This is a genomic window from Pseudomonas sp. AC242 (genome assembly GCF_979258655.1).
In genome coordinates, this window is record NZ_OZ409873.1 from 3,249,144 (window position 1) to 3,273,974 (window position 24,831).

At 58.4% G+C, this 24,831-nt stretch carries 21 protein-coding genes; 16 read left to right on the plus strand and 5 right to left on the minus strand.

What is annotated here, in order from left to right; translation table 11 throughout:
- Window positions 1-123: 123 nt before the first annotated feature.
- Both lolA and ACZZ0A_RS14595 read right to left on the minus strand, forming a co-directional pair.
- A complete protein-coding gene (gene lolA, locus ACZZ0A_RS14590; protein WP_123376619.1) occupies window positions 124-744 on the minus strand; it encodes an outer membrane lipoprotein periplasmic chaperone LolA in 621 nt (206 codons plus the stop codon).
- A gap of 67 nt (window positions 745-811) precedes the next feature.
- A complete protein-coding gene (locus ACZZ0A_RS14595) occupies window positions 812-3,220 on the minus strand; it encodes a DNA translocase FtsK (RefSeq protein ID WP_034155142.1) in 2,409 nt (802 codons plus the stop codon).
- A gap of 297 nt (window positions 3,221-3,517) precedes the next feature.
- On the opposite strand from ACZZ0A_RS14595, the gene trxB reads away from it, so the two are divergent.
- The 4 genes from trxB (at window position 3,518) to infA (ending at window position 6,317) form a co-directional block, all read left to right on the plus strand.
- Window positions 3,518-4,477, plus strand: a complete 960-nt coding sequence (gene trxB / locus ACZZ0A_RS14600) for a thioredoxin-disulfide reductase (protein ID WP_007908068.1) — start codon at window positions 3,518-3,520, stop codon at window positions 4,475-4,477.
- Between the two features lie 63 nt (window positions 4,478-4,540).
- Window positions 4,541-5,221 (plus strand): leucyl/phenylalanyl-tRNA--protein transferase, encoded by a 681-nt coding sequence (aat, locus tag ACZZ0A_RS14605; RefSeq protein ID WP_463543377.1) that lies wholly within the window; start codon window positions 4,541-4,543, stop codon window positions 5,219-5,221.
- Between the two features lie 57 nt (window positions 5,222-5,278).
- A complete protein-coding gene (locus tag ACZZ0A_RS14610; protein ID WP_007908064.1) occupies window positions 5,279-5,986 on the plus strand; it encodes an arginyltransferase in 708 nt (235 codons plus the stop codon).
- Window positions 5,987-6,098: 112 nt separating this feature from the next.
- Window positions 6,099-6,317: a translation initiation factor IF-1 gene (gene infA / locus ACZZ0A_RS14615; RefSeq protein WP_002553999.1), complete on the plus strand. Its 219-nt coding sequence runs from the start codon at window positions 6,099-6,101 to the stop codon at window positions 6,315-6,317.
- 1,013 nt (window positions 6,318-7,330) lie between these two features.
- Here infA and clpA read toward each other — a convergent pair.
- Window positions 7,331-9,601, minus strand: a complete 2,271-nt coding sequence (clpA, locus tag ACZZ0A_RS14620) for an ATP-dependent Clp protease ATP-binding subunit ClpA (protein ID WP_007920210.1) — start codon at window positions 9,599-9,601, stop codon at window positions 7,331-7,333.
- A 30-nt stretch (window positions 9,602-9,631) separates the two neighbouring features.
- Window positions 9,632-10,015: an ATP-dependent Clp protease adapter ClpS gene (clpS, locus tag ACZZ0A_RS14625; RefSeq protein ID WP_011334948.1), complete on the minus strand. Its 384-nt coding sequence runs from the start codon at window positions 10,013-10,015 to the stop codon at window positions 9,632-9,634.
- A 224-nt stretch (window positions 10,016-10,239) separates the two neighbouring features.
- Between clpS and ACZZ0A_RS14630 the strand changes: the two genes are divergently transcribed.
- Complete coding sequence (locus tag ACZZ0A_RS14630; RefSeq protein WP_123376865.1) at window positions 10,240-10,545, plus strand: cold shock domain-containing protein; 306 nt, start codon at window positions 10,240-10,242, stop codon at window positions 10,543-10,545.
- An 85-nt stretch (window positions 10,546-10,630) separates the two neighbouring features.
- On the opposite strand, the gene icd is transcribed toward ACZZ0A_RS14630, so the two are convergent.
- Window positions 10,631-11,887, minus strand: a complete 1,257-nt coding sequence (icd, locus tag ACZZ0A_RS14635; RefSeq protein ID WP_007920207.1) for an NADP-dependent isocitrate dehydrogenase — start codon at window positions 11,885-11,887, stop codon at window positions 10,631-10,633.
- Between the two features lie 481 nt (window positions 11,888-12,368).
- Here icd and ACZZ0A_RS14640 point away from each other — a divergent pair, with 481 nt between their 5' ends.
- The 11 genes from ACZZ0A_RS14640 to ACZZ0A_RS14690 all read left to right on the plus strand — a co-directional run bounded on the left by ACZZ0A_RS14640 (window position 12,369) and on the right by ACZZ0A_RS14690 (window position 24,759).
- Window positions 12,369-14,594 carry an NADP-dependent isocitrate dehydrogenase gene (locus ACZZ0A_RS14640; RefSeq protein WP_007920205.1) on the plus strand — a complete coding sequence of 742 codons (2,226 nt, stop codon included), beginning with the start codon at window positions 12,369-12,371 and terminating at the stop codon, window positions 14,592-14,594.
- Window positions 14,595-14,799: 205 nt separating this feature from the next.
- The gene (locus ACZZ0A_RS14645; protein WP_463543378.1) at window positions 14,800-15,246 is read left to right on the plus strand and encodes an NUDIX hydrolase; all 447 of its coding nucleotides are present in this window, start codon (window positions 14,800-14,802) and stop codon (window positions 15,244-15,246) included.
- A gap of 59 nt (window positions 15,247-15,305) precedes the next feature.
- The gene (mnmA, locus tag ACZZ0A_RS14650) at window positions 15,306-16,430 is read left to right on the plus strand and encodes a tRNA 2-thiouridine(34) synthase MnmA (RefSeq protein WP_007920201.1); all 1,125 of its coding nucleotides are present in this window, start codon (window positions 15,306-15,308) and stop codon (window positions 16,428-16,430) included.
- Window positions 16,427-17,050 (plus strand): high frequency lysogenization protein HflD, encoded by a 624-nt coding sequence (gene hflD, locus ACZZ0A_RS14655; RefSeq protein ID WP_007920199.1) that lies wholly within the window; start codon window positions 16,427-16,429, stop codon window positions 17,048-17,050. Before mnmA ends, hflD begins: the two co-directional genes overlap by 4 nt.
- Before the next feature lie 127 nt (window positions 17,051-17,177).
- Complete coding sequence (gene purB / locus ACZZ0A_RS14660) at window positions 17,178-18,548, plus strand: adenylosuccinate lyase (RefSeq protein WP_003223822.1); 1,371 nt, start codon at window positions 17,178-17,180, stop codon at window positions 18,546-18,548.
- An 86-nt stretch (window positions 18,549-18,634) separates the two neighbouring features.
- Complete coding sequence (locus ACZZ0A_RS14665; protein ID WP_007920198.1) at window positions 18,635-19,804, plus strand: ribosomal protein uL16 3-hydroxylase; 1,170 nt, start codon at window positions 18,635-18,637, stop codon at window positions 19,802-19,804.
- Entirely contained in the window at window positions 19,797-20,222 is a 426-nt protein-coding gene (locus ACZZ0A_RS14670; protein WP_034155132.1) for a GNAT family N-acetyltransferase, read from the plus strand. The genes ACZZ0A_RS14665 and ACZZ0A_RS14670 overlap by 8 nt, the downstream gene beginning before the upstream one ends.
- A 242-nt stretch (window positions 20,223-20,464) precedes the next feature.
- Window positions 20,465-21,226, plus strand: coding sequence for a secretin N-terminal domain-containing protein (locus tag ACZZ0A_RS14675; RefSeq protein ID WP_463543379.1), 762 nt, complete (start codon window positions 20,465-20,467; stop codon window positions 21,224-21,226).
- Between the two features lie 473 nt (window positions 21,227-21,699).
- The gene (aceA, locus tag ACZZ0A_RS14680; RefSeq protein WP_007920195.1) at window positions 21,700-23,025 is read left to right on the plus strand and encodes an isocitrate lyase; all 1,326 of its coding nucleotides are present in this window, start codon (window positions 21,700-21,702) and stop codon (window positions 23,023-23,025) included.
- Window positions 23,026-23,660: 635 nt separating this feature from the next.
- Entirely contained in the window at window positions 23,661-24,074 is a 414-nt protein-coding gene (locus ACZZ0A_RS14685) for an NADH-quinone oxidoreductase subunit A (protein WP_003223812.1), read from the plus strand.
- A 10-nt stretch (window positions 24,075-24,084) separates the two neighbouring features.
- Window positions 24,085-24,759, plus strand: a complete 675-nt coding sequence (locus ACZZ0A_RS14690; RefSeq protein WP_007920192.1) for a NuoB/complex I 20 kDa subunit family protein — start codon at window positions 24,085-24,087, stop codon at window positions 24,757-24,759.
- The last annotated feature ends 72 nt before the right edge of the window (window positions 24,760-24,831 follow it).

Sequence of the window (24,831 nt, forward strand, 5' to 3'; positions counted from 1 at the left end):
CTATTTTGCCGATCATTGACCCTGTAGGAGTGAGCCTGCTCGCGATAGCGGTGGGTCAGACGATGAAGATGTGACTGACAAATCGAATCGCGAGCAGGCTCACTCCTACAAAGGGTTTTGGGTTTATTCCTGGATTACGTCGGCACCCTTGGGGATGTCGAACTTGAACTTCGACGCTGGAACCGGCTCATTGGCCTTCACCCCGGTAAACAGGATATTGGTGCGCTGGCCGACGCTGTCGATCAGTTGCATATCGTTAAGCAGATTATTGCGGAAGGATAGGCGCAGGTTATCGAACAGGGTGTCCTTGGTTTTCGGCTTCAGAGTGAAGTCGATCACGCCGCCCGCCTCTTTCGCGGTGATATCAAAGCTCTGGCTGATCTTCGACACATCACCGGACAACAGCAGCGCCGGGGTCTGGGTCAGACGCTCGTCGAGCTTCTTGATGGTCGCCTGTTCCAGATCCGGGTCCCACAGGGTGACCTTCTTGCCGTCGGAGACCATGGTCTGCTCGGCCGGCGCATTGGTGTGCCAGTAGAACAGCCCCGGACGCTGCAGGGTCATGTTGCCGGTGGTTTCCTGCAACTGCGTGCCGCTGCCGTCGAGGGTCAGCTGCGAGAAGTTCGCGCTCAGGGTCTTGGATGTTTCCAGCAATTGGGTCAGACGCGCCACGTCCTTGTCATCGGCGTGGGCCGTGAGCGTGGTCAGCGCCAGTACTGGCAACAGCATGCGGATAAGACGCATGGGAGTCCTCTTGAATACTCGTTGGGAGAGCGGCGGCACATCATTGTCCCGCCTCTTGCGTTTGCAATCAGTCGCGTACCGGGCCCGGGGCCAGGACTTCACGGGAACCGTTGGTGTTCATCGAGGTGACGACCCCGGCCATTTCCATGGCTTCGATCATCCGTGCGGCGCGGTTGTAGCCGATCTTCAGCTTGCGCTGTACAGCGGAGATCGAGGCGCGACGGCTTTCGAGTACGAACTGTACGGCTTCGTCATACAGCGCGTCGGCTTCCGGATCATCGCCATCACCGCCACCGCTGCTGCCTTCAAAACCGCTGCCGGCTTCTTCGACACCGTTGAGGATGTCGTCGTTGTATTCCGGTGCGCCGCGCAGTTTCCACGCTTCGACCACCCGGTGTACTTCATCGTCGGATACGAATGCACCGTGAACGCGGATCGGCAGGCTGGTGCCCGGCGGCATGTAGAGCATGTCACCGTGGCCGAGCAGTTGTTCGGCGCCGCCTTGGTCGATGATGGTCCGGGAGTCGATCTTGCTCGACACCTGGAACGCCATACGGGTCGGAATGTTGGCCTTGATCAGACCGGTGATCACGTCCACCGACGGTCGCTGGGTCGCGAGGATCAAGTGAATACCGGCCGCCCGCGCCTTCTGGGCAATACGGGCGATCAGTTCTTCAACCTTCTTGCCGACAATCATCATCATGTCGGCGAATTCGTCGACCACCACAACGATGGTCGGCAGCTTCTGTAGCAACGGCGCTTCGTCGTGGATGCTTTCGCGCTTGTACAGCGGATCGCTCAACGGCTCGCCGGCGTCCTGGGCCTCCTTGACCTTGGCGTTGAAGCCGGACAGGTTTCGGACACCCATCTTCGCCATCAGCTTGTAGCGGCGCTCCATCTCGGCGACGCTCCAGCGCAGGGCATTGGCGGCATCCTTCATGTCGGTGACGACCGGGCACAGCAGGTGCGGAATGCCTTCGTAGATCGATAGTTCCAGCATTTTCGGGTCGATCATGATCAGCTTGGCGTCTTCCGGGCCGGACTTGAACAGGATCGACAGAATCATCGCGTTCACACCCACCGACTTACCGGAACCGGTCGTACCGGCCACCAGCAAGTGCGGCATCTTCGCCAGGTCGGTGATGACCGGCTTGCCACCAATGTCATGACCGAGTGCCAGGGTGACCGGCGATTTGAAGTTGTCGTACTCGGGCGTCGACAGCACCTCGGAGAAACGTACGATCTGCCGGTCTTCGTTGGGGATCTCGATACCGACGGTGGTCTTGCCCGGAATCACCTCGACCACCCGCACACTGGTCACGGCCAGGGAACGCGCAAGGTCTTTGGCGAGGTTGGCGATGCGGCTGACTTTGACGCCGGCAGCCGGCTGGATTTCGTAACGGGTAATCACCGGGCCTGGGTGGATCGAATCCACCGTGACCTCGACCCCGAACTCCTTCAGCTTGATCTCCAGCAAGTGGCCGACCGCCGCCAGGGATTCCGGTGAGTAATTGAGTTGTTTCTTTTCCGCCGGATCAAGAATCGAGATCGGCGGCAAGGTGCCTTCCACGGCGCTGTCGACGAACAACGGCACCTGTTTTTCCTTCTGTACGCGCTTGCTTGGCTCGGGCGCCTTGGCCGGAGCCGGGGCGATAACCGGCGGCACTTGTTTCTCGCGATCGGACATGTGCTTGCTCAGGGCTTGCTCACGTTCGATCAGGCGTTCTTTGACTTTGGCCTGCTCACGTTTGTCGGTCACCGTCGGCGCGACCACGTCGTGGACGCGATCGTCGACTTCACGCAGTTGCGCAACCAGTTGTTTGCGTTCGGTACGTGCCGACCACCAGCGATTGAGCGCGCCTTGAAACAGTTCGAACAGATCAAGGGTGATCTTGCCGGTGATGTCCATCACTTTGAACCACGACAGGTCAGTGAACACCGTCAGGCCAAACAGGAACAACGCAATGAACAACAGCGTGCTGCCCTGAATGTTCAGCGCATTCTTCGCCAGATTGCCGAGACTTTCGCCCAGCGCGCCGCCCGCACCTGCCGGCAGACCCGACGCTGCGTGGAAATGCAGATGCGCCAGCGCCGCGCCGGACAGCACCAGAAACACCAGACCGATCAGACGCCAGGAGAACAGCCAGCCGCTCCACTGCCACGGTTCGTGGCGCTGACGGAAGATCTGGTAGGCCTTGATCGCCAACAGCAGCGGGAAGATGTAGGCGAAGTAACCCAGCACCATAAACAATATATCGGCGCTGTAGGAGCCCGCCGGGCCGCCGAAATTCTGTACGTCGTCGATCTTGCTGTTGTGGCTCCAGCCTGGATCGTCCTTGCCGTAGGTCAGCAAAGCCATCATCAGGAACAGGCACAAGGCACCGATGGCGATCAATGCACCTTCCTTGAGCCGGTAGTGCAACTGTTGGCGCCAGAGCGGAACGACTGTTTTTGGTGCTTCGGTGGATTTCTTCAAAACGCTTCTTTTCCTGCGCCCAAGGCGCGTCCATCTATTGAATGACGATAAAAAACTGCCCAATCCAGGCAGGTAAAAAAGTGAACGAGCGCAACTGAGACTACTTTTAACACTGCGTCGCGCATTTTATAAACACAGCGCAGCGCGAATATTCTGTAACAGCCCGGCATTGTACGGGTTTGTGCGTCTGATGCCATGCTTCAAGCCCCAGGATTGAGCATAGTCAAGCACACAGAAGCCGCGACTCAATTTGAGCATGCATTACCTTTTGTGACAAAGGCTTATGAGGTGTATTTGATGAACGTAGCGAAGCATTCACGCCTGATCATCCTCGGCTCCGGCCCGGCCGGTTACAGCGCTGCCGTGTATGCCGCCCGCGCCAACCTCAAACCCGTGGTCATTACCGGCCTGCAGGCCGGTGGCCAGCTCACCACTACCGTCGAAGTCGACAACTGGCCCGGCGACGTCGAAGGCCTCACCGGCCCGGTACTGATGGAGCGCATGCAGAAACACGCCGAACGCTTTGCCACAGAGATCGTTTACGACCACATCCACACCGCCAAGTTGCAGCAGCGCCCGTTCGAGCTCACTGGCGACAGCGGCACTTACACCTGCGACGCACTGATCATTGCCACCGGGGCCTCGGCGCAATACCTGGGACTGCCTTCAGAGGAAGCCTTCGCCGGCAAAGGCGTATCCGCCTGCGCGACCTGTGACGGTTTTTTCTATCGCAATCAGGTGGTCGCCGTGGTCGGCGGCGGCAATACCGCCGTCGAGGAAGCACTGTACCTGTCGAACATTGCCAAGGAGGTGCATCTGATCCACCGCCGCGACAAGCTGCGTGCGGAGAAAATCCTGCAAGACAAACTGTTCGAGAAAGCCGCGAACGGTAACGTGCGCCTGCACTGGAACCAGAATCTCGACGAAGTACTCGGCGATGCCAGCGGCGTCACCGGCGCACGACTGCGTGACAGCCATACCGGCGAAACCACAGAACTGGCGCTGGCCGGCGTATTCATTGCCATTGGTCACAAACCCAACACTGATCTGTTTCAGGGACAGCTGCCGATGCGTGATGGGTACTTGCTGGTCAAGGGTGGCAGTGACGGCGACGCTACGTCCACCGAGATTCCCGGGGTGTTTGCCGCCGGCGACGTGGCCGACCACGTTTACCGTCAGGCGGTGACATCGGCAGGCGCCGGCTGCATGGCCGCACTCGATGCCGAGAAGTATCTGGACGACATTCCGGTCATTTAACGGCACACTTTATCGCGGGCCAAACGGCCCGCACCGCCCTCCCCTTCTGCAAGCCTGGATGCCATGCTGACTTGGTTACAACGTAATTCCCTGACTTTTCCACCGCTGGAAAAGGCCATGCGCGACCCCAACGGATTGCTCGCCGCCGGTGGCGATCTGTCGGCCGACCGACTGATTCAAGCGTATCGCCATGGCTGCTTTCCGTGGTTTTCCGAGGGCCAGCCGATTCTCTGGTGGTCGCCGGATCCGCGCACGGTGTTGTTTCCCGACGAACTGCATGTCTCGCGCAGCCTCGGCAAACTGCTGCGCCAGGAACGCTATCGAGTGACCTTCGATCAGGACTTCGAAGCGGTGATCCGCGCCTGCGCTGCACCACGGGACTACGCCGACGGCACCTGGATCACCCAAGCCATGCAGGACGCCTACGTTGAACTGCATCGTCGCGGCTTCGCGCATTCGGTGGAGGTCTGGGATCAAGACGAACTGGTCGGCGGCCTGTACGGCCTGGCGATGGGCCAACTGTTTTTCGGCGAATCGATGTTCAGCCGCGCCGACAATGCCTCCAAATTCGGCTTTGCCACCCTGGTGCGCCATCTGAAAGACTCGGGATTCGTGCTGATCGATTGCCAGATGCCGACCGATCATCTGCACAGCCTCGGCGCGCGGGCAATTCCTCGTCAGCAATTCGCCGACTATCTGGCACATCACCTGGATCAGCCCAATCGCGCCACCTGGGTTTGCTGAGCGACTTTTGCGCGCGTGGCTTACACTTAATTCACCAGCTTATCCCGAGGGTTGATCATGACCGAGTTGGCGCGTTTGAAGTTCTATGCCACTCAGCCTCACTCTTGCAGTTATCTGCCCGAGGAGCAGGCCACGACCCTGTTTCTCGATCCGAGTCAGCCCATGGATGTGCATGTCTACGCAGACCTGTCGGAAATGGGCTTTCGTCGCAGCGGCGATCATCTGTACCGCCCGCATTGCCAGAACTGCAATGCGTGCGTGCCTGCGCGCATTCCGGTGGCGCAGTTCACACCCAATCGTCAGCAGAAGCGGATTTTCAAACGCAACACGGATTTGCAGGTGCGCCCGGCCAAACCGCAGTTCAGCGAAGAATATTTCGATCTGTACCAGCGCTATATCGAACAACGCCACGCCGACGGCGATATGTACCCGCCGAGCCGCGATCAATTCTCGACTTTTCTGGTACGCGATCTGCCCTTCTCGCGCTTCTATGAGTTCCGACTCGACGGACGGTTGCTAGCCGTGGCTGTGACCGACTTACTGCCGAACGGTTTGTCGGCGGTGTACACCTTCTACGAACCGGCCGAGGAACGCCGTAGCCTTGGCCGATTTGCCATCCTCTGGCAAATCGCCGAGGCACAGCGCCTCGGACTTGAGGCGGTGTACCTCGGTTACTGGATCAAGAACTGCAAAAAGATGAACTACAAGACGCAATATCGCCCCATCGAATTGCTGATTAATCAGCGCTGGGTCATCCTCAACTAAACCCAAGCCGTAAACCCCTTGGCGTAAACCCCATTTTTCGGGCACAATGCACGCCGCTTTTGCCTGGCGCAGTTGCACCGGGCCATTCATTGGATACCGAGGGCTTTACTGCATGTCGAAAGAAGACAGCTTCGAAATGGAAGGCACTGTCGTCGACACCCTGCCCAACACCATGTTTCGTGTGGAGTTGGAAAATGGGCACGTCGTAACCGCGCATATTTCCGGCAAGATGCGCAAGAACTACATTCGTATTCTTACCGGTGACAAAGTGCGCGTCGAGCTGACGCCCTATGACTTGAGCAAAGGGCGCATCACTTACCGCGCTCGTTAATCAAGTCAATACAAAACGCCCGGTTTATGCCGGGCGTTTTTGTTTGTGCGTTTTGGGGGTTGGTTTGGGTTTGGGGGCATATCCGTTGCTGCGGGTGCCGCCGCTGGCGGTTTCGCTCTTACAGCGAGTCACCTTTTCCAAACGCCGAAAAGGTAACCCAAAAGGCTTTGCCCCGGCGTACGGCACTTCGCTGAGGCTCAGTGTTCCCTCGCTACGGTGTCCATCCGGGGGCATCGCCTACGGTTTGCTTCGCTGCACCTCCTCTCGATGTATGCGGCTTCGCCGCACGGCGCTGCGCGCCTAACCCCCGGATGGACACCTACGCTCGGCCTGCCGAAGGGGCAAAAGATCAAAAGCCAAAGCAAGATCAAGAGCCAGAGCCAGAGCCAGATCAAGAGCCAGAGCCAGAGCCAGATCAAGAGCCCCTCACCCTAGCCCTCTCCCGAAGGGAGAGGGAACTGACCGTGGTGTTTGGGCGAGGTACGCCGACATGCGATACCGCGGCGAACTCAGGTTTTGAAACGCCCAAAAATCGGCCCCCTCTCCCTCGGGAGAGGGCTGGGCGGGCGGCGTTCCGATGAGGGGAAAATCCACCACAAATCCAAAGCCGAACACGCTGTTGCTCCTCACCACTCAACAGGATGAGCGTTAGCTCGGCTGCGGCTTTTGATCTGCAAGGCGACGTCGGAAGGCTGAGTGGAGGGATTGATCCGGGCGTGGGAGCGCAGCGACCGTTTGGCGCAGCCAAACACAGCGGGAGTAGGTGCAGCGAAGCAAACCGGAGACGCTGCGCCCGGATCGATCCCGCAGCGAAGGAACCCCGAGCCCCAGCGAGCGGGCCGCACGTAGGAGCAAGCGTTTTTTGCTTACTTTTTTTGGCGTTTGAAAAAAAGTGAGTCGCCGTAAGGGCGAAACCGTAATAAGCCATCACCGCAGCAACGGATATTCACCCAAAAACCCCAAACGACAAATAACAAAAAGGCGCCCGAAGGCGCCCTCTTGATCCAAGGCCATCAGGCCATTTCTGCGGTAGTCTCGAAGTCAAACGTCAACTCACCATCCTTGATGTCGATGTGCACCACACCGCCATGCTCGGCCAGCTCGCCAAACAGAATCTCCTCCGCCAACGGACGCTTGATCTTGTCCTGAATCAGACGCGCCATCGGACGTGCGCCCATTGCCGAGTCATAACCACCCGCCGCCAGCCAACTCCGCGCAGCATCAGTGACCTCAAGCAGCACACGCTTGTCTTCAAGCTGCGCCTGAAGCTCGGTAAGGAACTTGTCCACCACACTTTTGATGACCTCATGGCTGAGGCGACCAAACTGGATAATGGTGTCCAGACGGTTACGGAACTCCGGTGTGAAGCTCTTCTTGATCACTTCCATCGCATCAGACGAGTGGTCCTGATGGGTGAAACCGATCGAAGCCCGCGCAGCCGTTTCGGCACCGGCGTTGGTGGTCATGATCACGATCACGTTGCGGAAATCCGCCTTGCGCCCGTTGTTGTCAGTCAGCGTACCGTGGTCCATCACCTGCAGCAGCAGGTTGAAGACTTCCGGATGCGCTTTCTCGATTTCATCGAGCAGCAATACGCAGTGCGGCTGCTTGGTGATCGCTTCGGTCAACAGACCGCCCTGATCGAAACCGACATAACCTGGAGGGGCACCGATCAGACGCGATACGGTGTGACGCTCCATGTACTCGGACATGTCGAAACGCACCAGTTCGATCCCCAACGCCTTGGCCAATTGCCGCGCGGCCTCGGTTTTACCGACACCGGTCGGGCCTGCGAACAGGAACGAACCGACTGGCTTGTCAGGCGACTTGAGGCCGGCACGAGACAGCTTGATCGCGGTTGACAGCGAATCGATCGCCGCGTCCTGACCAAACACCGTCAGCTTCAGGTCACGCTCAAGGTTACGCAGCAACTCCTTGTCGGAGCTGGTGACGTGCTTAGGCGGAATCCGCGCGATTTTCGCGACGATGTCTTCGACGTGCGGCACCTCGATACGCTTGGCGCGCTTCTCGACCGGTTGCAGACGCTGATAGGCGCCCGCCTCGTCAATAACATCAATGGCTTTGTCCGGCATGTGTCGGTCATTGATATAGCGCGACGCCAGTTCAGCAGCGGCACGCAGCGCTTCGTCGCTGTATTCGATGTTGTGGTGCTGTTCGAAACGCCCTTTCAGGCCGCGCAGGATACCAATGGTGTCTTCCACCGATGGCTCGACGACATCGACCTTCTGGAAGCGACGCGCCAAGGCGCGATCCTTCTCGAAGATGCCGCGAAACTCCTGGAACGTGGTCGAACCGATGCAGCGAATGTCGCCAGACGACAGTAGCGGCTTAAGCAGGTTCGAAGCGTCCATGACTCCGCCCGACGCAGCGCCCGCACCAATAATGGTGTGGATCTCGTCGATAAACAGAATGGCTTGCGGACGTTTTTTCAATTCATTGAGCAACGCCTTGAAGCGCTTCTCGAAATCACCGCGATACTTGGTGCCCGCGAGCAGAGCACCGAGATCGAGCGAATAAACAACACTACCGGCCAGCAGATCCGGCACCTGGTTGTCGACAATGCGCTTGGCCAGACCTTCGGCAATCGCGGTTTTACCCACGCCTGCTTCACCGACCAGCAGCGGATTGTTTTTGCGCCGACGCGCGAGAATCTGCGCGACACGTTCGACTTCCGATTCACGACCGACCAGCGGATCGATACGACCCTGGCGCGCGAGTTCGTTGAGGTTGCTGGCATAAGCATCCAGAGGATTGCCTGAAGAAGAAGACTCACCGCCCTCGTCGTCCTGCATATCTTGTTCACCTTCAGAGTGATCGCCATGCCCCGGCACTTTGGAAATGCCGTGTGCGATGTAATTGACGACATCGATGCGCGCAACGCTCTGCTGTTTCAGCAGGAACACTGCCTGACTCTCTTGCTCACTGAAGATGGCAACCAGCACATTGGCGCCGGTTACTTCGCGTTTGCCCGAGCTCTGTACGTGGAAAACAGCACGTTGCAGTACACGCTGGAAGCCCAGAGTTGGCTGGGTTTCGCGATCTTCGTCATGAACGGGGATCAATGGCGTGGTGGAGTCGATGAACTCCTGCAGGTCATGCTTGAGTTTGTCGAGGTTTGCGCCGCAGGCACGCAAAACGGTGGCGGCAGCCTCATTGTCCAATAGGGCCAGCAAAAGGTGTTCGACGGTCATGAATTCATGACGTTTCGAACGAGCCTCTTTGAAGGCTAGATTGAGGGTGACTTCGAGCTCGCGGTTTAACATAGCTTCACCTCATACCCAAGTGGTCGGCGATTAACCGTCCTTCTCGATTTCACAGAGTAGCGGATGCTGGCTTTCCCTGGCGTACTGGTTGACCTGCATGGCCTTTGTCTCGGCGATGTCGCGGGTAAACACTCCACATACTGCCCGTCCTTCTGTGTGGACGGCCAGCATGACCTTGGTCGCCAGCTCGCGATTCAGGTTAAAAAACACCTCGAGCACTTCGACGACGAAATCCATCGGTGTGTAGTCATCGTTGAACAAAACCACCTTGTACATCGGCGGCGCCTGTAACGCAGGCTTTGCTTCCTGAACAGCAACGCCTGCCGAATCGTCGTCGTGCTCCTGTGGAAGATCCTTTTGGAGAAGCGGGCGATCCTGATTGAATGTTAGTCGAATCTGGCTGATTGCATGCATGGAAAGAAAGGTTCGTCAGTTGTGCAAATACAGTGGTGGGGGCGGTTGTACGCGTTTTCAACTCCGACTGCCCGGTCACCTTGACTATCGGGAAAACGGTGTTACAACCAATAGAGCCCACAGTGGGTAAAAAAGATCCGCGGAGTCAATCCTTTTAACGGATTAGATTGCGGATGAATTGGATGATACTCCAGCGATGGAATCTGTTGCAGAGGGATTTGAGCATGGCTGTCGGCAAGGTGAAATGGTTCAACAATGCCAAGGGATTCGGCTTTATCAATACCGACGCCCGTGAAGGCCGCGATGAGGATGGCAAAGAGATCGACTTTTTTGCTCATTTTTCTCAGATTAAGATGGACGGATACAAAACCCTTAAGGCCGGGCAGGCGGTGGTTTTCAGCATTATCCAAGGCCCCAAGGGGCTGCATGCCGTAAACATCCAGTCAGTCGAACCATCCAGTGCCATTGATAGTGCAGCTGTCAGCGCTGCTGCCGCTGCCGCTGCCGCTGCCGCAACTGCCAAAGCGTGAGCTGACTGATCTTCACCTGAATATCCCAAGCAATAAAAAACCGCCTGACTCAATGAAGAATCAGGCGGTTTTATGTGCCCGCGTTTTACATATGCGAAATCAGCGCATCGCCAAAGCCCGAAGACGAAACCAGCTTGGCCCCGTCCATCAGACGCTCAAAGTCATAGGTCACAGTCTTGGCCGAAATAGCGCCGTTGGTGCCCTTGATAATCAGATCCGCCGCCTCAGTCCAGCCCATGTGCCGCAGCATCATTTCTGCCGAGAGAATCAGCGAACCCGGGTTGACCTGATCCTTGCCGGCGTACTTCGGCGCCGTACCGTGGGTCGCTTCGAACATCGCCACGGTGTCGGACAGGTTGGCGCCCGGCGCGATACCGATACCGCCCACTTCCGCCGCCAAAGCGTCGGAGAGGTAGTCGCCGTTGAGGTTGAGGGTCGCGATCACATCGTATTCGGCCGGGCGCAGCAGAATCTGCTGGAGCATGGCGTCGGCGATGGCATCCTTGACCACAACATTCTTGCCGGTTTTCGGGTTTTTGAACTGCATCCACGGGCCGCCGTCGAGCAGGGTCGCGCCGAATTCTTCCGCGGCTACTTCATAGGCCCACTCTTTGAAGGCACCTTCGGTGAACTTCATGATGTTGCCTTTGTGCACGATGGTCAGCGAATCGCGGTCGTTATCGACCACATATTGCAGAGCCTTGCGCGCCAGGCGCTTGGTGCCTTCCAGCGAAACCGGCTTGACGCCAATGCCGCAGTTTTCATCGAAACGGATCTTGGTGACGCCCATTTCTTCTTTAAGGAATTTGATGACTTTGGTGGCTTCCGGCGAACCGGCCTTCCACTCAATGCCGGCATAGATGTCTTCGGAGTTCTCGCGGAAGATGGTCATGTCGACGTCGCCAGGCTTTTTCACCGGGCTTGGCACGCCTTCGAACCAGCGCACCGGGCGCAGGCAGACGTACAGGTCGAGTTGCTGACGCAGGGCCACGTTCAGCGAGCGGATGCCGCCACCGACCGGCGTGGTTAGCGGGCCTTTGATGGAAACCACATAATCCTTGACTGCATCGAGAGTTTCCTGAGGCAGCCAGGTGTCCTGATCGTAAACCTGAGTGGCTTTTTCCCCGGCGTAGACTTCCATCCAGGAAATCTTGCGTTTACCGCCGTATGCCTTTTGAACTGCAGCATCGACAACCTTGATCATCACCGGGCTGATGTCGACACCAATGCCGTCACCTTCGATGAAGGGGATGATCGGGTTATCAGGAACATTGAGAGAATGGTCTGCATTGACGGTGATTTTGTCGCCGACGGCTGGAACCTGAATCTTCTTGTAACCCATGCTGAACTCCATTGTTTGGATTGAACATCTGGCTTGGTTCGAGCGTAACCCAGTTAAATCAACACGCAAACCCTCTGTTCGTGGCGCGGCTACATCTCGTTTCGTACAAGCCTGAAAGCAAAGGGAAAAGCGCCAAACTCAAGCATTCGCGACGACTCTACGCCCCACCCCGCCCTGCGACCTTTAGACCAATGGACGAGAATCGTTGCATATGAACCATCGGCAGATTGCCAGCTACCTATGTATAATGCCGCCCGCTGACCACAGGGTCACGACGGCTGGCCTCTCTAGCACGAGACTTTCCGCCTGATTGGTCGGGTTGTTACCGCAGTCCGACTGCTTGACGCTCTACTGATGCACCCAACATCACCGCGAAGAATCTCGACATTCGGTTCATGGATGACTTTGAACGAACGCGCTTACCCGGCGCCCCTCGAGTTTCTGCGCACGCTTTAGCAAAGAAGAGAGAGTTAATCCGAATATGCCCACCCGCTCGAAGATCATCTATACCTTCACCGACGAAGCTCCAGCCCTCGCCACCTATTCCCTGCTGCCGATCATCGAGGCGTACACCGCTTCGGCCGATATCGCCGTGGAAACCCGCGATATCTCTCTTGCAGCGCGCATTCTGGCCAGCTTCCCCGAGCAACTGGGCGACAAAGCCGTAGCCGACCACCTCGCCGAACTGGGCGACCTGGCCGTTACGCCTGAAGCCAACATCATCAAGCTGCCGAACATCAGCGCTTCGGTGCCACAGCTGCAAGCCGCGATCAAAGAGCTGCAAGCTCAGGGTTACAACCTCCCGGACTACCCGGAAACCGTGACCAGCGACGCCGACAAAGACGCCAAGGCGCGTTACGACAAGGTCAAGGGCAGCGCCGTGAACCCGGTTCTGCGTGAAGGCAACTCCGACCGTCGCGCACCGCTGTCGGTTAAAAACTACGCTCGCAAGCACCCGCACAAAATGGGCGCCTGGGCCAAAGACTCCAAGTCCCACGTCGCTCACATGAGCACCGGCGATTTCTACGGCAGCGAAAAAGCTGCCCTGATCGACGCCGCTGACGCCGTGAAGATCGAACTGATCGCCAAGGACGGTACCGCTACCGTCCTGAAAGAAAAAACCACCGTTCAGGCTGGCGAGATCCTCGACTGCGCCGTGATGAGCAAAAACGCCCTGCGCGCGTTCATCGCTGCTGAAATCGAAAGCGCCAAGGCCCAGGGCGTGCTGCTCTCGGTTCACCTGAAAGCGACCATGATGAAGGTCTCCGACCCGATCATGTTCGGCCAGATCGTTGCCGAGTTCTACAAAGACGCCCTGACCAAGCACGCTGACGTGCTGGCCGAGATCGGCTTCAACCTGAACAACGGCATCGGCGATCTGTACGCGCGCATCAAGGCCCTGCCGGCCGAGCAGCAAGCGCAGATCGAAGCCGACATGGCCGCGGTCTACGCCGCTCGTCCATCGCTGGCGATGGTCAACTCCGACAAAGGCATCACCAACCTGCACGTGCCGAGCGACGTCATCGTCGACGCCTCGATGCCGGCAATGATCCGTGACTCCGGCAAAATGTGGGGCACCGACGGTCAGTTGCACGACACCAAGGCGGTGATCCCGGATCGCTGCTACGCGACCATCTACCAGGCTGTGATCGAAGATTGCAAAGCCAATGGCGCTTTCGATCCGACCACCATGGGCAGCGTGCCAAACGTTGGCCTGATGGCGAAGAAAGCCGAAGAGTACGGCTCGCACGACAAGACGTTCCAGATCAAGGCTGACGGCGTGGTTCGCGTCACCGACAGCAAGGGCAACCTGCTGATGGAACAGGCTGTTGAAGCCGGCGACATCTTCCGCATGTGCCAGACCAAAGACGCGCCGATCCAGGACTGGGTCAAACTGGCCGTCAACCGTGCTCGCGCAAGCGCAACTCCAGCGATCTTCTGGCTGGACCCGATGCGCGCTCACGACGGCGTAGTGATCGAGAAGGTTCAGGCTTACCTGAAGGATCACGACACTGCCGGTCTGGACATCCAGATCATGGCGCCGGTCGACGCGATGAAGTACACCCTGCAGCGCACCCGCGAAGGCAAGGACACCATTTCGGTGACCGGCAACGTACTGCGTGACTACCTGACCGACCTGTTCCCGATCATGGAACTGGGCACCAGCGCCAAGATGCTGTCGATCGTGCCGCTGATGAACGGCGGCGGCCTGTTCGAAACCGGCGCCGGCGGTTCGGCTCCGAAGCACGTGCAGCAACTGGTTGAAGAAAACTTCCTGCGCTGGGATTCGCTGGGCGAGTTCCTCGCACTGGCAGCGTCCCTTGAGCATCTGGGTGTGAACTACAACAACCCGAAAGCACTGGTGCTGTCGAAAACTCTGGATCAGGCCACTGGCCAGTTCCTCGACAACAACAAGTCGCCATCGCGTAAAGTCGGCAACATCGACAACCGCGGCAGCCACTTCTACCTGGCGATGTACTGGGCTCAGGCCCTGGCCGCCCAGACTGAAGACGCTGCACTGCAAGCGCAGTTCGCGACCCTGGCAAAAACCCTGACCGAGAACGAAGCAACCATCGTTGCCGAGCTCAACGCCGTTCAGGGCAAGCCAGTCGACATCGGCGGTTACTACCACGCCAATGCCGAGCTGATCAGCAAGGCCATGCGCCCAAGCGCAACCCTCAACGCGGCGATTGCTGCGCTGGTTTAAGGTTGTAAAGGGAACATCACAAACCCCGGCCTTGTGCCGGGGTTTGTGTTTCCGGGCTTTATGATCACCACAAAACCCTGTGGGAGCTGGCTTGCCAGCGATAGCGGTGGATCAGTCACCTTCAATGCTGAATGATAGGCCGCCATCGCTGGCAAGCCAGCTCCCACAGGGATCGGGTTCCAATATTCAAAAACGAGGACACCGTATGGAATGGCTCCCCCACATCACCGTCGCCACCATCGTCGAGGACAACGGCCGCTTCCTGATGGTCGAGGAACACAAGGCCGGGCGTAATGTGCTCAACCAGCCCGCCGGCCATCTCGACCCAGACGAAACCCTGATCGACGCTGCCATCCGCGAAACTCTCGAAGAAACCGGCTGGGACGTCGAGCCCACCGGCGTCATTGGCATTTATCTGTATACCGCCCCAAGCAACGGCGTGACCTATCAGCGCGTGTGCTTCAGCGCCAAAGCCGTGCAACACCACCCCGATTACCAACTCGACGACGGCATCGTCGGCGCCAAGTGGCTGACCCGTGACGAATTAATTGCTCAGCGCGACAACTGGCGCAGCGAGCTGATCATCCGCTGCATCGACGATTATCTGGCCGGCCATCACTTCAGCCTCGAACTGATCCGCCCTTCTCTTTAGCCTTGAGGCCGCGAGCCTGCTAGAATCGCGTCCTTTTTCAAGACACTCATTGAATCCCTATGCGTGATCCAGCCCCTTCTGACACATCCAAGAAGCGCGTCATTGTCGGCATGTCCGGCGGCGTGGACTCTTCCGTTTCCGCTCTCCTGCTGATCGAGCAGGGTTACGAGGTGGAAGGCCTGTTCATGAAGAACTGGGAAGAAGACGACGGAACGGAATACTGCACCGCCATGGACGACCTGGCGGATGCCCAGGCTGTCTGCGACAAGATCGGCATCAAGCTGCACACCGCCAACTTCGCTGCTGAATACTGGGACAACGTGTTCGAGCACTTCCTGGCCGAATACAAGGCCGGCCGTACGCCGAACCCGGACATCCTGTGTAACCGCGAGATCAAGTTCAAGGCGTTCCTCGACTACGCCATGATGCTCGGCGCCGACCTGATTGCCACCGGCCACTACGTGCGCCGCCGCGACATTGATGGCCGCACCGAACTGCTCAAAGGCCTCGATCCGAACAAGGATCAGAGCTATTTCCTGCACGCCGTTGGCGGCGAACAGATTGCCAAGACCCTGTTCCCGGTCGGCGAACTGGAAAAGCCGGAAGTGCGCGCAATTGCCGAGAAATACGAGCTGGCGACCGCCAAGAAGAAGGATTCCACCGGGATCTGCTTTATCGGCGAGCGTCGCTTCAGCGACTTCCTCAAGCAATACCTGCCGGCGCAACCGGGCGAAATCAAAACCACCGAAGGTGAAGTCATTGGCCGTCACCACGGCTTGATGTACCACACCATCGGTCAGCGCCAGGGCCTCGGCATCGGCGGTTTGAAAGACGCCGGCGATGAGCCGTGGTACGTGCTGCGCAAGGATCTCGACAGCAACGAGCTGATCGTCGGCCAGGGCAACAACCATCCATGGCTGTTCTCCAGCGCCCTGCTCGCTTCGGAAATCTATTGGGTCAACCCGATCGACCTGAGCCAGCCGCTGCGCCTGACCGCGAAAGTGCGTTATCGCCAGAGCGACCAGGCCTGCACTTTGGAAAAAACCGCCAGCGGCTACCGCGCAGTGTTCGACGAGCCGCAACGCGCGGTCACGCCGGGTCAATCCGTGGTGTTCTATGACGGTGAAATCTGCCTCGGTGGCGGCGTGATCGAAGTGGCCGAACCGTGGAGCGGCCAGGCATGAGCCCGACTCAGGAGCAACTGACGGCGCTCGGCGGTGTGTTTCTCGCCGCCGTACTGGTCGACCGGATCGCCAAGACCGGGCAGACCAGCGAGGCCGGCCTGACCTGCATGCTCGGCAGCCTGTTGGTGCGCGACCCGAAAGACACGCTGGACGTCTACGGCGGCGATGACCTCAATCTGCGCGAGGGCTATCGAGCGCTGATCGGTGCACTGGAACGCGACCCAAGCACGCTGCAACGCGAGCCATTGCGCTACGCCCTGTCGATGCTCGGCCTGGAACGTCAACTGGCCAAGCGCGACGACATGCTCGACACCATCGGCAAGCGCTTGCCGCAGATCCAGTCGCAGGTCGAGCATTTTGGCCCGGCCCACGAAAACGTGGTCGCGGCTTGCGGCGCGCTGTATCAGGACACCCTGAGCACCCTGCGCCAACGTATTCAGGTGCACGGCGACATGCGCAACCTGCAGCAGCCGAGCAATGCCTCGAAAATCCGCGCCCTGCTCCTTGCCGGTATCCGTTCGGCACGTCTGTGGCGGCAGCTCGGCGGCCATCGCTGGCAGTTGGTGATCAGCCGACGCAAGCTGCTCAAAGAGCTGTATCCGTTGATGCGCAGCGAGTAAAACGCCGCGCAATAAAAGCTTTGTAGTCTGTAACGCGTAATACGCCGGTCAGTTGGCAACGGACCGGCGGATTTTTTCATGTATGATACGCGCCCCATTTCGTTGCCCGACTGTCCGAGAACACCCCATGCAGCTTTCTTCGCTCACTGCGGTTTCCCCTGTTGACGGCCGCTACGCCGGCAAAACCCAGGCCCTGCGCCCGATTTTCAGCGAGTACGGTTTGATCCGTGCCCGTGTTCTGGTTGAAGTGCGCTGGCTCCAGCGCCTGGCCGCCCACGCGGGCATCCCTGAAGTGCCAGCCTTCTCCGCCGAGGCCAACGCCGTTCTCAATGAACTGGCTGAAAACTTCTCGCTGGAGCACGCCGAGCGCGTCAAAGAGATCGAGCGCACCACCAACCACGACGTCAAAGCGATCGAATACCTGCTCAAAGAGCAGGCGGCCAAGTTGCCGGAGCTGGCCAAGGTCAGCGAGTTCATCCACTTTGCCTGCACCAGCGAAGACATCAACAACCTGTCCCACGCCCTGATGCTGCGCGAAGGCCGTGACGACGTGATGCTGCCGCTGATGCGCCAGACCGCCAACGCCATCCGCGAACTGGCCATCCGTTTCGCTGACGTGCCGATGCTGTCGCGCACCCACGGCCAACCAGCCTCCCCGACGACTTTGGGTAAAGAGCTGGCGAACGTGGTTTACCGTCTCGAGCGTCAGATCGCTCAAGTCGCTGCCGTGCCGCTGCTGGGCAAAATCAACGGCGCCGTCGGCAACTACAACGCACACCTGTCGGCCTATCCGCAGATCGACTGGGAAGCCAACGCCCGCGCCTTCATCGAAGACGAGCTGGGCCTGGGCTTCAACCCGTACACCACGCAGATCGAACCGCACGACTACATCGCCGAACTGTTCGACGCGATCGCGCGCTTCAACACCATCCTGATCGACTTCGACCGTGACATCTGGGGCTATATTTCCCTGGGTTATTTCAAGCAGCGCACCATCGCTGGCGAAATCGGTTCGTCGACCATGCCGCACAAGGTCAACCCGATCGACTTCGAAAACTCCGAAGGCAACCTGGGCATCGCCAACGCGCTGTTCCAGCACCTGGCGAGCAAACTGCCGATCTCCCGCTGGCAGCGCGACCTGACCGACTCCACCGTACTGCGCAACCTCGGTGTTGGCTTCGCCCACAGCGTGATCGCCTACGAAGCCAGCCTCAAAGGCATCAGCAAACTGGAGCTCAACGAGCAGAAGATTGCCGCTGACCTCGACGCTTGCTGGGAAGTGTTGGCTGAGCCGATCCAGACCGTGATGCGCCGCTACAACATCGAAAACCCGTACGAGAAGCTGAAAGAACTGACCCGCGGCAAGGGCATCAGCCCGGAAGCGTTGCAGACTTTCATCGATGGTCTGGACATGCCTGCCGAAGCGAAAGCCGAGCTCAAGCAACTGACCCCGGCCAACTACATCGGCAACGCTGTAGCGCAAGCCAAACGCATCTGATCGACCGCTTGATCCGTTTGAGACGCCCGGCCGCGCCGGGCGTTTTTATTCCCGTCTGAAAAGTGCTTTTTTTCAATAGGTTACATATGAATTCCGATATTCCTCTTCAACTTCTGGGCGGCCTCACTGCACGCGAATTCCTGCGCGACTACTGGCAGAAAAAGCCGCTGCTGATCCGTCAGGCGATTCCTGACTTCGAAAGCCCGATCGACGCCGACGAACTGGCCGGCCTGGCCCTGGAAGAAGAAGTCGAATCGCGCCTGGTGATCGAGCACGGCGAGCGTCCATGGGAACTGCGTCGCGGCCCGTTCGCTGAAGACGAGTTCAGCAAATTGCCGGAAAAAGAGTGGACCTTGCTGGTGCAAGCGGTCGACCAATTCGTGCCGGAAGTCAGCGAGCTGCTGGAAAACTTCCGCTTCCTGCCGAGCTGGCGCGTCGATGACGTGATGATCAGCTTCGCCGCCCCGGGTGGCAGCGTTGGTCCGCACTTCGACAACTACGACGTGTTCCTGCTGCAAGGCCACGGCAAGCGCAACTGGAAAATCGGCCAGATGTGCGACTCCGAGAGCCCGCTGTTGCAACACGCCGATCTGCGCATCCTCGCCGAATTCCACGAGACCGAAGAGTGGGTACTGGAACCGGGCGACATGCTCTACCTGCCGCCGCGTCTGGCTCACTGCGGTGTCGCGGTCGACAACTGCATGACCTACTCGGTCGGTTTCCGTGCGCCAAGCGCTTCCGAAGTGCTGACTCACTTCACCGACTTCCTCAGCCAGTTCCTGACTGACGAAGAGCGCTACACCGATGCCGACGCACAGCCAGCAGCCGATCCGCACCAGATTCAACACGACGCACTGGATCGCCTGAAAGCGCTGCTCGCCGAGCACATGAGCGACGAGCGCCTGCTGCTGACCTGGTTCGGCCAGTACATGACCGAGCCGCGTTATCCGGAGCTGGTGGCTGGCCCGGAAGAAATCGAAGAAGAAGACTTCCTCGCCGCCCTGCAGGATGGCGCCATCCTGATCCGCAACCCGAGTGCGCGCCTGGCCTGGTCGGAGGTCGATGACGACCTGCTGCTGTTCGCCAGCGGCCAGAGCCGTTACCTGCCGGGCAAGCTGCGCGAACTGCTGAAGCTGATCTGCGCCGCTGACGCCCTGCACACCGACAACCTCGGTGAGTGGCTGAACGACGAAGACGCCTGCGGCCTGCTGTGCCAACTGGTCAAGCAAGGGAGCCTGGGGTTCGCCGATGAATAAGATTCGCGTACGTGTCGCAGACTGGCAGAAGGACATCGCCGAGATCCGGCGCATTCGTGAAACGGTGTTCATCGCCGAGCAATCGGTGCCACCTGAGCTGGAATGGGACGCGGATGACGCGACCGCCGTGCATTTTCTGGCGTTTGAAGGCGACTTTCCGATTGGCACTGCGCGCTTGTTGCCCGACGGGCACATTGGCCGCGTTTCGGTGCTGAAAGACTGGCGCGGGATGAAGGTCGGTGATGCGCTGATGCAAGCGGTCATTGCTGAAGCTGAAGAACGTGGGTTGAAGCAGCAGATGCTCAGTGCTCAGGTTCAAGCCACGGCGTTCTATGAGCGCTTGGGTTTCAGCCTGGTCAGCGAGGAGTTCCTCGAAGCCGGGATTCCGCATGTCGATATGGTTCGCCATTCGGCTTAAGACCGCGGCGCGGCGACCTGATCGTTCCCACGCTCTGCGTGGGAATGCCTCTCGGGACGCTCCGCGTCCCTTGCGGCATGTGACGCAGAGCGTCACTGGCTGCATTCCCACGCAGAGCGTGGGAACGATCACGCCCCGACATCAACCGATGCCGGGGCGTTTTGCTGTCTACGATTCAACTTGCCCCACCCCAGGCCGACAAACTGGCAATATCAAGCCTTTCGAAAGCGGAGATAACGGACATGTCCCTACGCACCCTGCTCACCACCCTGCTGCTCGGTTGCAGTTTTTCGGTGATGGCAGCCACAGAAATCGTGCCCCTCAATTACCGCACCAGCGCCGACATGCTGCCGATGGCACAAGACTTCCTCGGCAAGGACGGTCAGGTCAGCGCCTACGGCAACCAACTGATCATCAAGGCCGAGCCGGACAAGATTCAGGAACTCAAGGCGCTGATCAGCCAACTGGACACTGCGCCCAAGCGCTTGCTGATCACCGTCGACACCAATGAAAACAATGGCCGTGGCGACGAAGGCTATGCGGTCAACGGCACCCAGCCGAATCAGACCCGTATCATCAGCCGCAGCACCACCAGCCGCGAAGGCGGCGTCCAGCAAGTGCAGGCCACCGATGGCATGCCCGCGCTGATTCAGGTTGGCCAGAGCGTGCCGATCACCAATGTTCAGAGCGACTCCTACGGCGGTTACAACAGCCAGACGCAATACCGCAACGTCACCCAGGGTTTCTACGTCACCGCCAGCGTCACCGGCGACATCGTTCACCTGGCGATCAGTACCAACCGTGACCGTATGAGCCAGGAACGTCCCGATGTAGTGAACGTGCAAAGCACCGACACAACTGTCAGCGGACGTCTCGGCGAATGGATCACCCTTGCCGGCGTCAATCGCCAGACCCAGGCCGACAAACAGGGCCTGACCCGCAGCTACTCGACTCAAGGCCGGGATGACATGACCTTGCGGGTGAAAGTCGACGCCTTGGACTAAAGCACCGAAAACTGACTGATTAGTCGTATTAGACGAAAGATGTAGTGCTTTAAAAAAAGCACTACAAAACGTTTGACGGGGTAAAAAAGCGAAGGCATGATGGCCTCGCTCCCGCTAATCAGAGGCCCTGGCAAGGGCCTTCGAAGCGACGTTCGCACCTACCCCGCGAACCGTTTCGTGTCTGTACCGCCCACAAGGTGTGTTTGACGAGGTTGCCGACTGGAACGAAGTTGTCCCGAGGGACGGAAGCGTATTTAGGTAACCCGGCTTCACACTGTAGACCGTATAAAGGCCCACGACGCCCGAATGCGCCCGCAGTCCGCCACTACCTGCTCACTTCCCCTCGAGCCCATCGTTCATCCCGTCGCCTACCCCGCCGAATCCGACTTGACCACCTAAGCTTCTGGTCAGCGAGCGCAGGAATTTTCCACCGCAGAACAACTTTTCATAAAGACGCGACGAGGTTTATCTCCATGGCACTGACACGCGAACAGCAAATTGCAGCCCTCGAAAAAGACTGGGCTGAAAACCCGCGCTGGAAAGGCGTGACACGCACTTACTCCGCTGCTGACGTCGTCCGTCTGCGTGGCTCGGTTCAACCTGAGCACACCTTTGCAAAAATGGGCGCCGACAAGCTGTGGAACCTGGTCACCCAGGGTGCCAAGCCGTCCTTCCGTCCTGAGAAAGATTTCGTCAACTGCATGGGCGCCCTGACCGGCGGCCAGGCTGTTCAACAGGTTAAAGCCGGTATCCAGGCAATCTACCTGTCGGGCTGGCAAGTGGCTGCGGACAACAACTCCGCAGAATCCATGTACCCGGACCAGTCGCTGTACCCGGTGGATTCGGTTCCAACCGTGGTCAAGCGCATCAACAACTCGTTCCGTCGTGCTGACCAGATCCAGTGGAAAGCCGGCAAGAACCCGGGCGACGATGGCTACATCGACTACTTCGCACCGATCGTGGCTGACGCTGAAGCCGGTTTCGGCGGCGTGCTGAACGCCTACGAGCTGATGAAGAGCATGATCGAAGCAGGCGCCGCCGGCGTTCACTTCGAAGACCAACTGGCTTCCGTGAAGAAGTGTGGTCACATGGGCGGCAAAGTACTGGTTCCGACTCAGGAAGCCGTACAGAAGCTGACCGCTGCGCGTCTGGCTGCTGACGTTGCCGGCACCCCGACCATCATCCTGGCCCGTACCGACGCCAACGCTGCTGACCTGCTGACCTCCGATTGCGACCCGTACGACCAGCCGTTCGTGACTGGCGAGCGCACTCAGGAAGGTTTCTACAAGGTCCGTGCCGGCCTCGATCAAGCCATCGCTCGTGGCCTGGCTTACGCTCCATACGCCGACCTGATCTGGTGCGAAACCGCCAAGCCGGATCTGGACGAGGCTCGTCGCTTCGCCGAAGCGATCAAAAAGGAATACCCGGACCAACTGCTGTCGTACAACTGCTCGCCTTCCTTCAACTGGAAGAAAAACCTGGACGACGCGACCATCGCCAAGTTCCAGCGCGAACTGTCCGCCATGGGTTACAAGCACCAGTTCATCACCCTGGCCGGCATTCACAACATGTGGCACAGCATGTTCAACCTGGCGCACGACTACGCCCGCAACGACATGACTGCCTACGTGAAACTGCAAGAGCAGGAGTTCGCTGACGCCGCCAAGGGTTACACCTTCGTGGCTCACCAGCAGGAAGTGGGCACCGGCTACTTCGACGACATGACCACTGTGATCCAGGGTGGCTCGTCCTCGGTAACCGCACTGACCGGTTCGACTGAAGAAGAACAGTTCCACTGATTCGGCTTCGCTGAGCAAACGGCCTTTGCGGATCGTATAGAAAGCTAACCGCAGAGCCGCAAAACTGACGCCCCGACTGGTTCGGGGCGTTTTTTTTGCCCCCGGAAAACACACCCTCCCCTGTAGGAGCTGCCGAAGGCTGCGATCTTTTGACTTTGTTTTTTCAGAATCAAAAGCAGGATCAAAAGATCGCAGCCTTCGGCAGCTCCTACAGGGATCGGCGTCGTTCGGAGAAAACATTGATCCAGAGCGGTACATCCGTCAGAAAAATCCGCTAAAACGGGCGCCGTCGCTACTTGCAGTAACGTACAAGTAAGACAACTTCCCAACTGACATCCCGTTAAACAGTTACAAAACCCCTGCAAACGATATCAATTATCATTTAGCCGCAACTATGTTCGTTACACTCCCTACAAAACATTATTTGCATAAACCCGCCTAATGCCCGCAACGCATGGGCTGCAGGGCATTGGAGATGCGCTATGTCCTTATTCCAATAAATAATTTCGCTATAGGAATTTTACTTGCAGGGTGTTTAGCCATAAAATCAGCGCGATTGATTGCTGCGACATATCGTCACTGCCTATTTCTTTATCAAGCTCAGAGACCTTTGCTCTCTGTTAAGGATTACCAGCATGCCCGAAGCGACAGGACTCATGGCCCACAACTGGGGCTTTGCCATTTTCCTTCTGGGTGTCGTCGGCCTGTGTGCCTTCATGCTTGGCGTCTCCAGCCTCCTTGGGTCAAAAGCCTGGGGTCGCAGCAAAAATGAACCGTTCGAGTCCGGCATGCTACCTACCGGTGGCGCCCGCTTGCGGCTCTCAGCCAAATTCTATCTGGTCGCGATGCTCTTCGTGATCTTCGATATCGAAGCCCTCTTTCTCTTTGCATGGTCTGTGTCCGTCCGCGAAAGCGGCTGGACCGGATTCGTCGAAGCTCTCGTTTTCATAGCAATTCTGTTGGCAGGTCTTGTCTACCTGTTCCGAGTGGGCGCCCTTGACTGGGCTCCGGAAGCTCGTCGCAAGCGGCAGGCGAAGCTGAAACAATGAGGCTTTGGCAATGCAATACAATCTCACCAGGATCGACCCCGATGCTCCTAACGAGCAATATCCGATTGGCGAACGGGAAACCGTTTCCGATCCGTTAGAAGATCAAGTCCACAAAAACATTTTCATGGGCAAGCTGGAAGACGTGCTGAGTGGCGCGGTCAACTGGGGACGTAAGAACTCCCTGTGGCCGTACAACTTCGGCTTATCGTGCTGCTATGTGGAAATGACCACCGCCTTCACGGCGCCCCACGACATCGCGCGCTTTGGCGCCGAAGTGATCCGGGCATCGCCGCGTCAGGCCGACTTCATGGTTATCGCCGGTACCTGCTTCATCAAGATGGCGCCGATCATCCAGCGTCTCTACGAGCAGATGCTCGAGCCGAAATGGGTTATCTCCATGGGTTCGTGCGCTAACTCCGGTGGCATGTACGACATCTACTCTGTGGTTCAAGGGGTGGACAAGTTCCTGCCCGTGGACGTCTACGTACCTGGCTGCCCTCCTCGTCCGGAAGCATTTCTGCAAGGCTTGATGCTGTTGCAGGAATCGATCGGCAAGGAGCGTCGTCCGCTTTCCTGGGTCGTTGGCGATCAAGGCGTTTATCGCGCCGACATGCCTTCGCAAAAAGAAGAGCGCCGCGAACAGCGAATCGCAGTCACCAACCTGCGCAGCCCTGACGAAGTCTGATCCAGATCTGTTCTTACAAAAGAAACGAGAAGCTGGCTTCATTCTTTACGTTGACCGAAAGCGAAAAAATAA

Bases quoted from the DNA above. Each gene is read 5' to 3' on its own strand.
- ACZZ0A_RS14645 (WP_463543378.1), top strand. From the start codon at position 14,800: ATGGAATGGCTCCCCCACATCACCGTCGCCACCATCGTCGAGGACAAC.
- ACZZ0A_RS14685 (WP_003223812.1), top strand. From the start codon at position 23,661: ATGCCCGAAGCGACAGGACTCATGGCCCACAACTGGGGCTTTGCCATT.
- hflD (WP_007920199.1), top strand. From the start codon at position 16,427: ATGAGCCCGACTCAGGAGCAACTGACGGCGCTCGGCGGTGTGTTTCTC.
- infA (WP_002553999.1), top strand. From the start codon at position 6,099: ATGTCGAAAGAAGACAGCTTCGAAATGGAAGGCACTGTCGTCGACACC.
- ACZZ0A_RS14665 (WP_007920198.1), top strand. From the start codon at position 18,635: ATGAATTCCGATATTCCTCTTCAACTTCTGGGCGGCCTCACTGCACGC.
- ACZZ0A_RS14610 (WP_007908064.1), top strand. From the start codon at position 5,279: ATGACCGAGTTGGCGCGTTTGAAGTTCTATGCCACTCAGCCTCACTCT.
- clpA (WP_007920210.1), bottom strand. From the start codon at position 9,601: ATGTTAAACCGCGAGCTCGAAGTCACCCTCAATCTAGCCTTCAAAGAG.
- ACZZ0A_RS14675 (WP_463543379.1), top strand. From the start codon at position 20,465: ATGTCCCTACGCACCCTGCTCACCACCCTGCTGCTCGGTTGCAGTTTT.
- purB (WP_003223822.1), top strand. From the start codon at position 17,178: ATGCAGCTTTCTTCGCTCACTGCGGTTTCCCCTGTTGACGGCCGCTAC.
- ACZZ0A_RS14670 (WP_034155132.1), top strand. From the start codon at position 19,797: ATGAATAAGATTCGCGTACGTGTCGCAGACTGGCAGAAGGACATCGCC.
- ACZZ0A_RS14690 (WP_007920192.1), top strand. From the start codon at position 24,085: ATGCAATACAATCTCACCAGGATCGACCCCGATGCTCCTAACGAGCAA.
- clpS (WP_011334948.1), bottom strand. From the start codon at position 10,015: ATGCATGCAATCAGCCAGATTCGACTAACATTCAATCAGGATCGCCCG.
- aat (WP_463543377.1), top strand. From the start codon at position 4,541: ATGCTGACTTGGTTACAACGTAATTCCCTGACTTTTCCACCGCTGGAA.
- ACZZ0A_RS14630 (WP_123376865.1), top strand. From the start codon at position 10,240: ATGGCTGTCGGCAAGGTGAAATGGTTCAACAATGCCAAGGGATTCGGC.
- aceA (WP_007920195.1), top strand. From the start codon at position 21,700: ATGGCACTGACACGCGAACAGCAAATTGCAGCCCTCGAAAAAGACTGG.
- ACZZ0A_RS14640 (WP_007920205.1), top strand. From the start codon at position 12,369: ATGCCCACCCGCTCGAAGATCATCTATACCTTCACCGACGAAGCTCCA.
- mnmA (WP_007920201.1), top strand. From the start codon at position 15,306: ATGCGTGATCCAGCCCCTTCTGACACATCCAAGAAGCGCGTCATTGTC.
- trxB (WP_007908068.1), top strand. From the start codon at position 3,518: ATGAACGTAGCGAAGCATTCACGCCTGATCATCCTCGGCTCCGGCCCG.
- lolA (WP_123376619.1), bottom strand. From the start codon at position 744: ATGCGTCTTATCCGCATGCTGTTGCCAGTACTGGCGCTGACCACGCTC.
- icd (WP_007920207.1), bottom strand. From the start codon at position 11,887: ATGGGTTACAAGAAGATTCAGGTTCCAGCCGTCGGCGACAAAATCACC.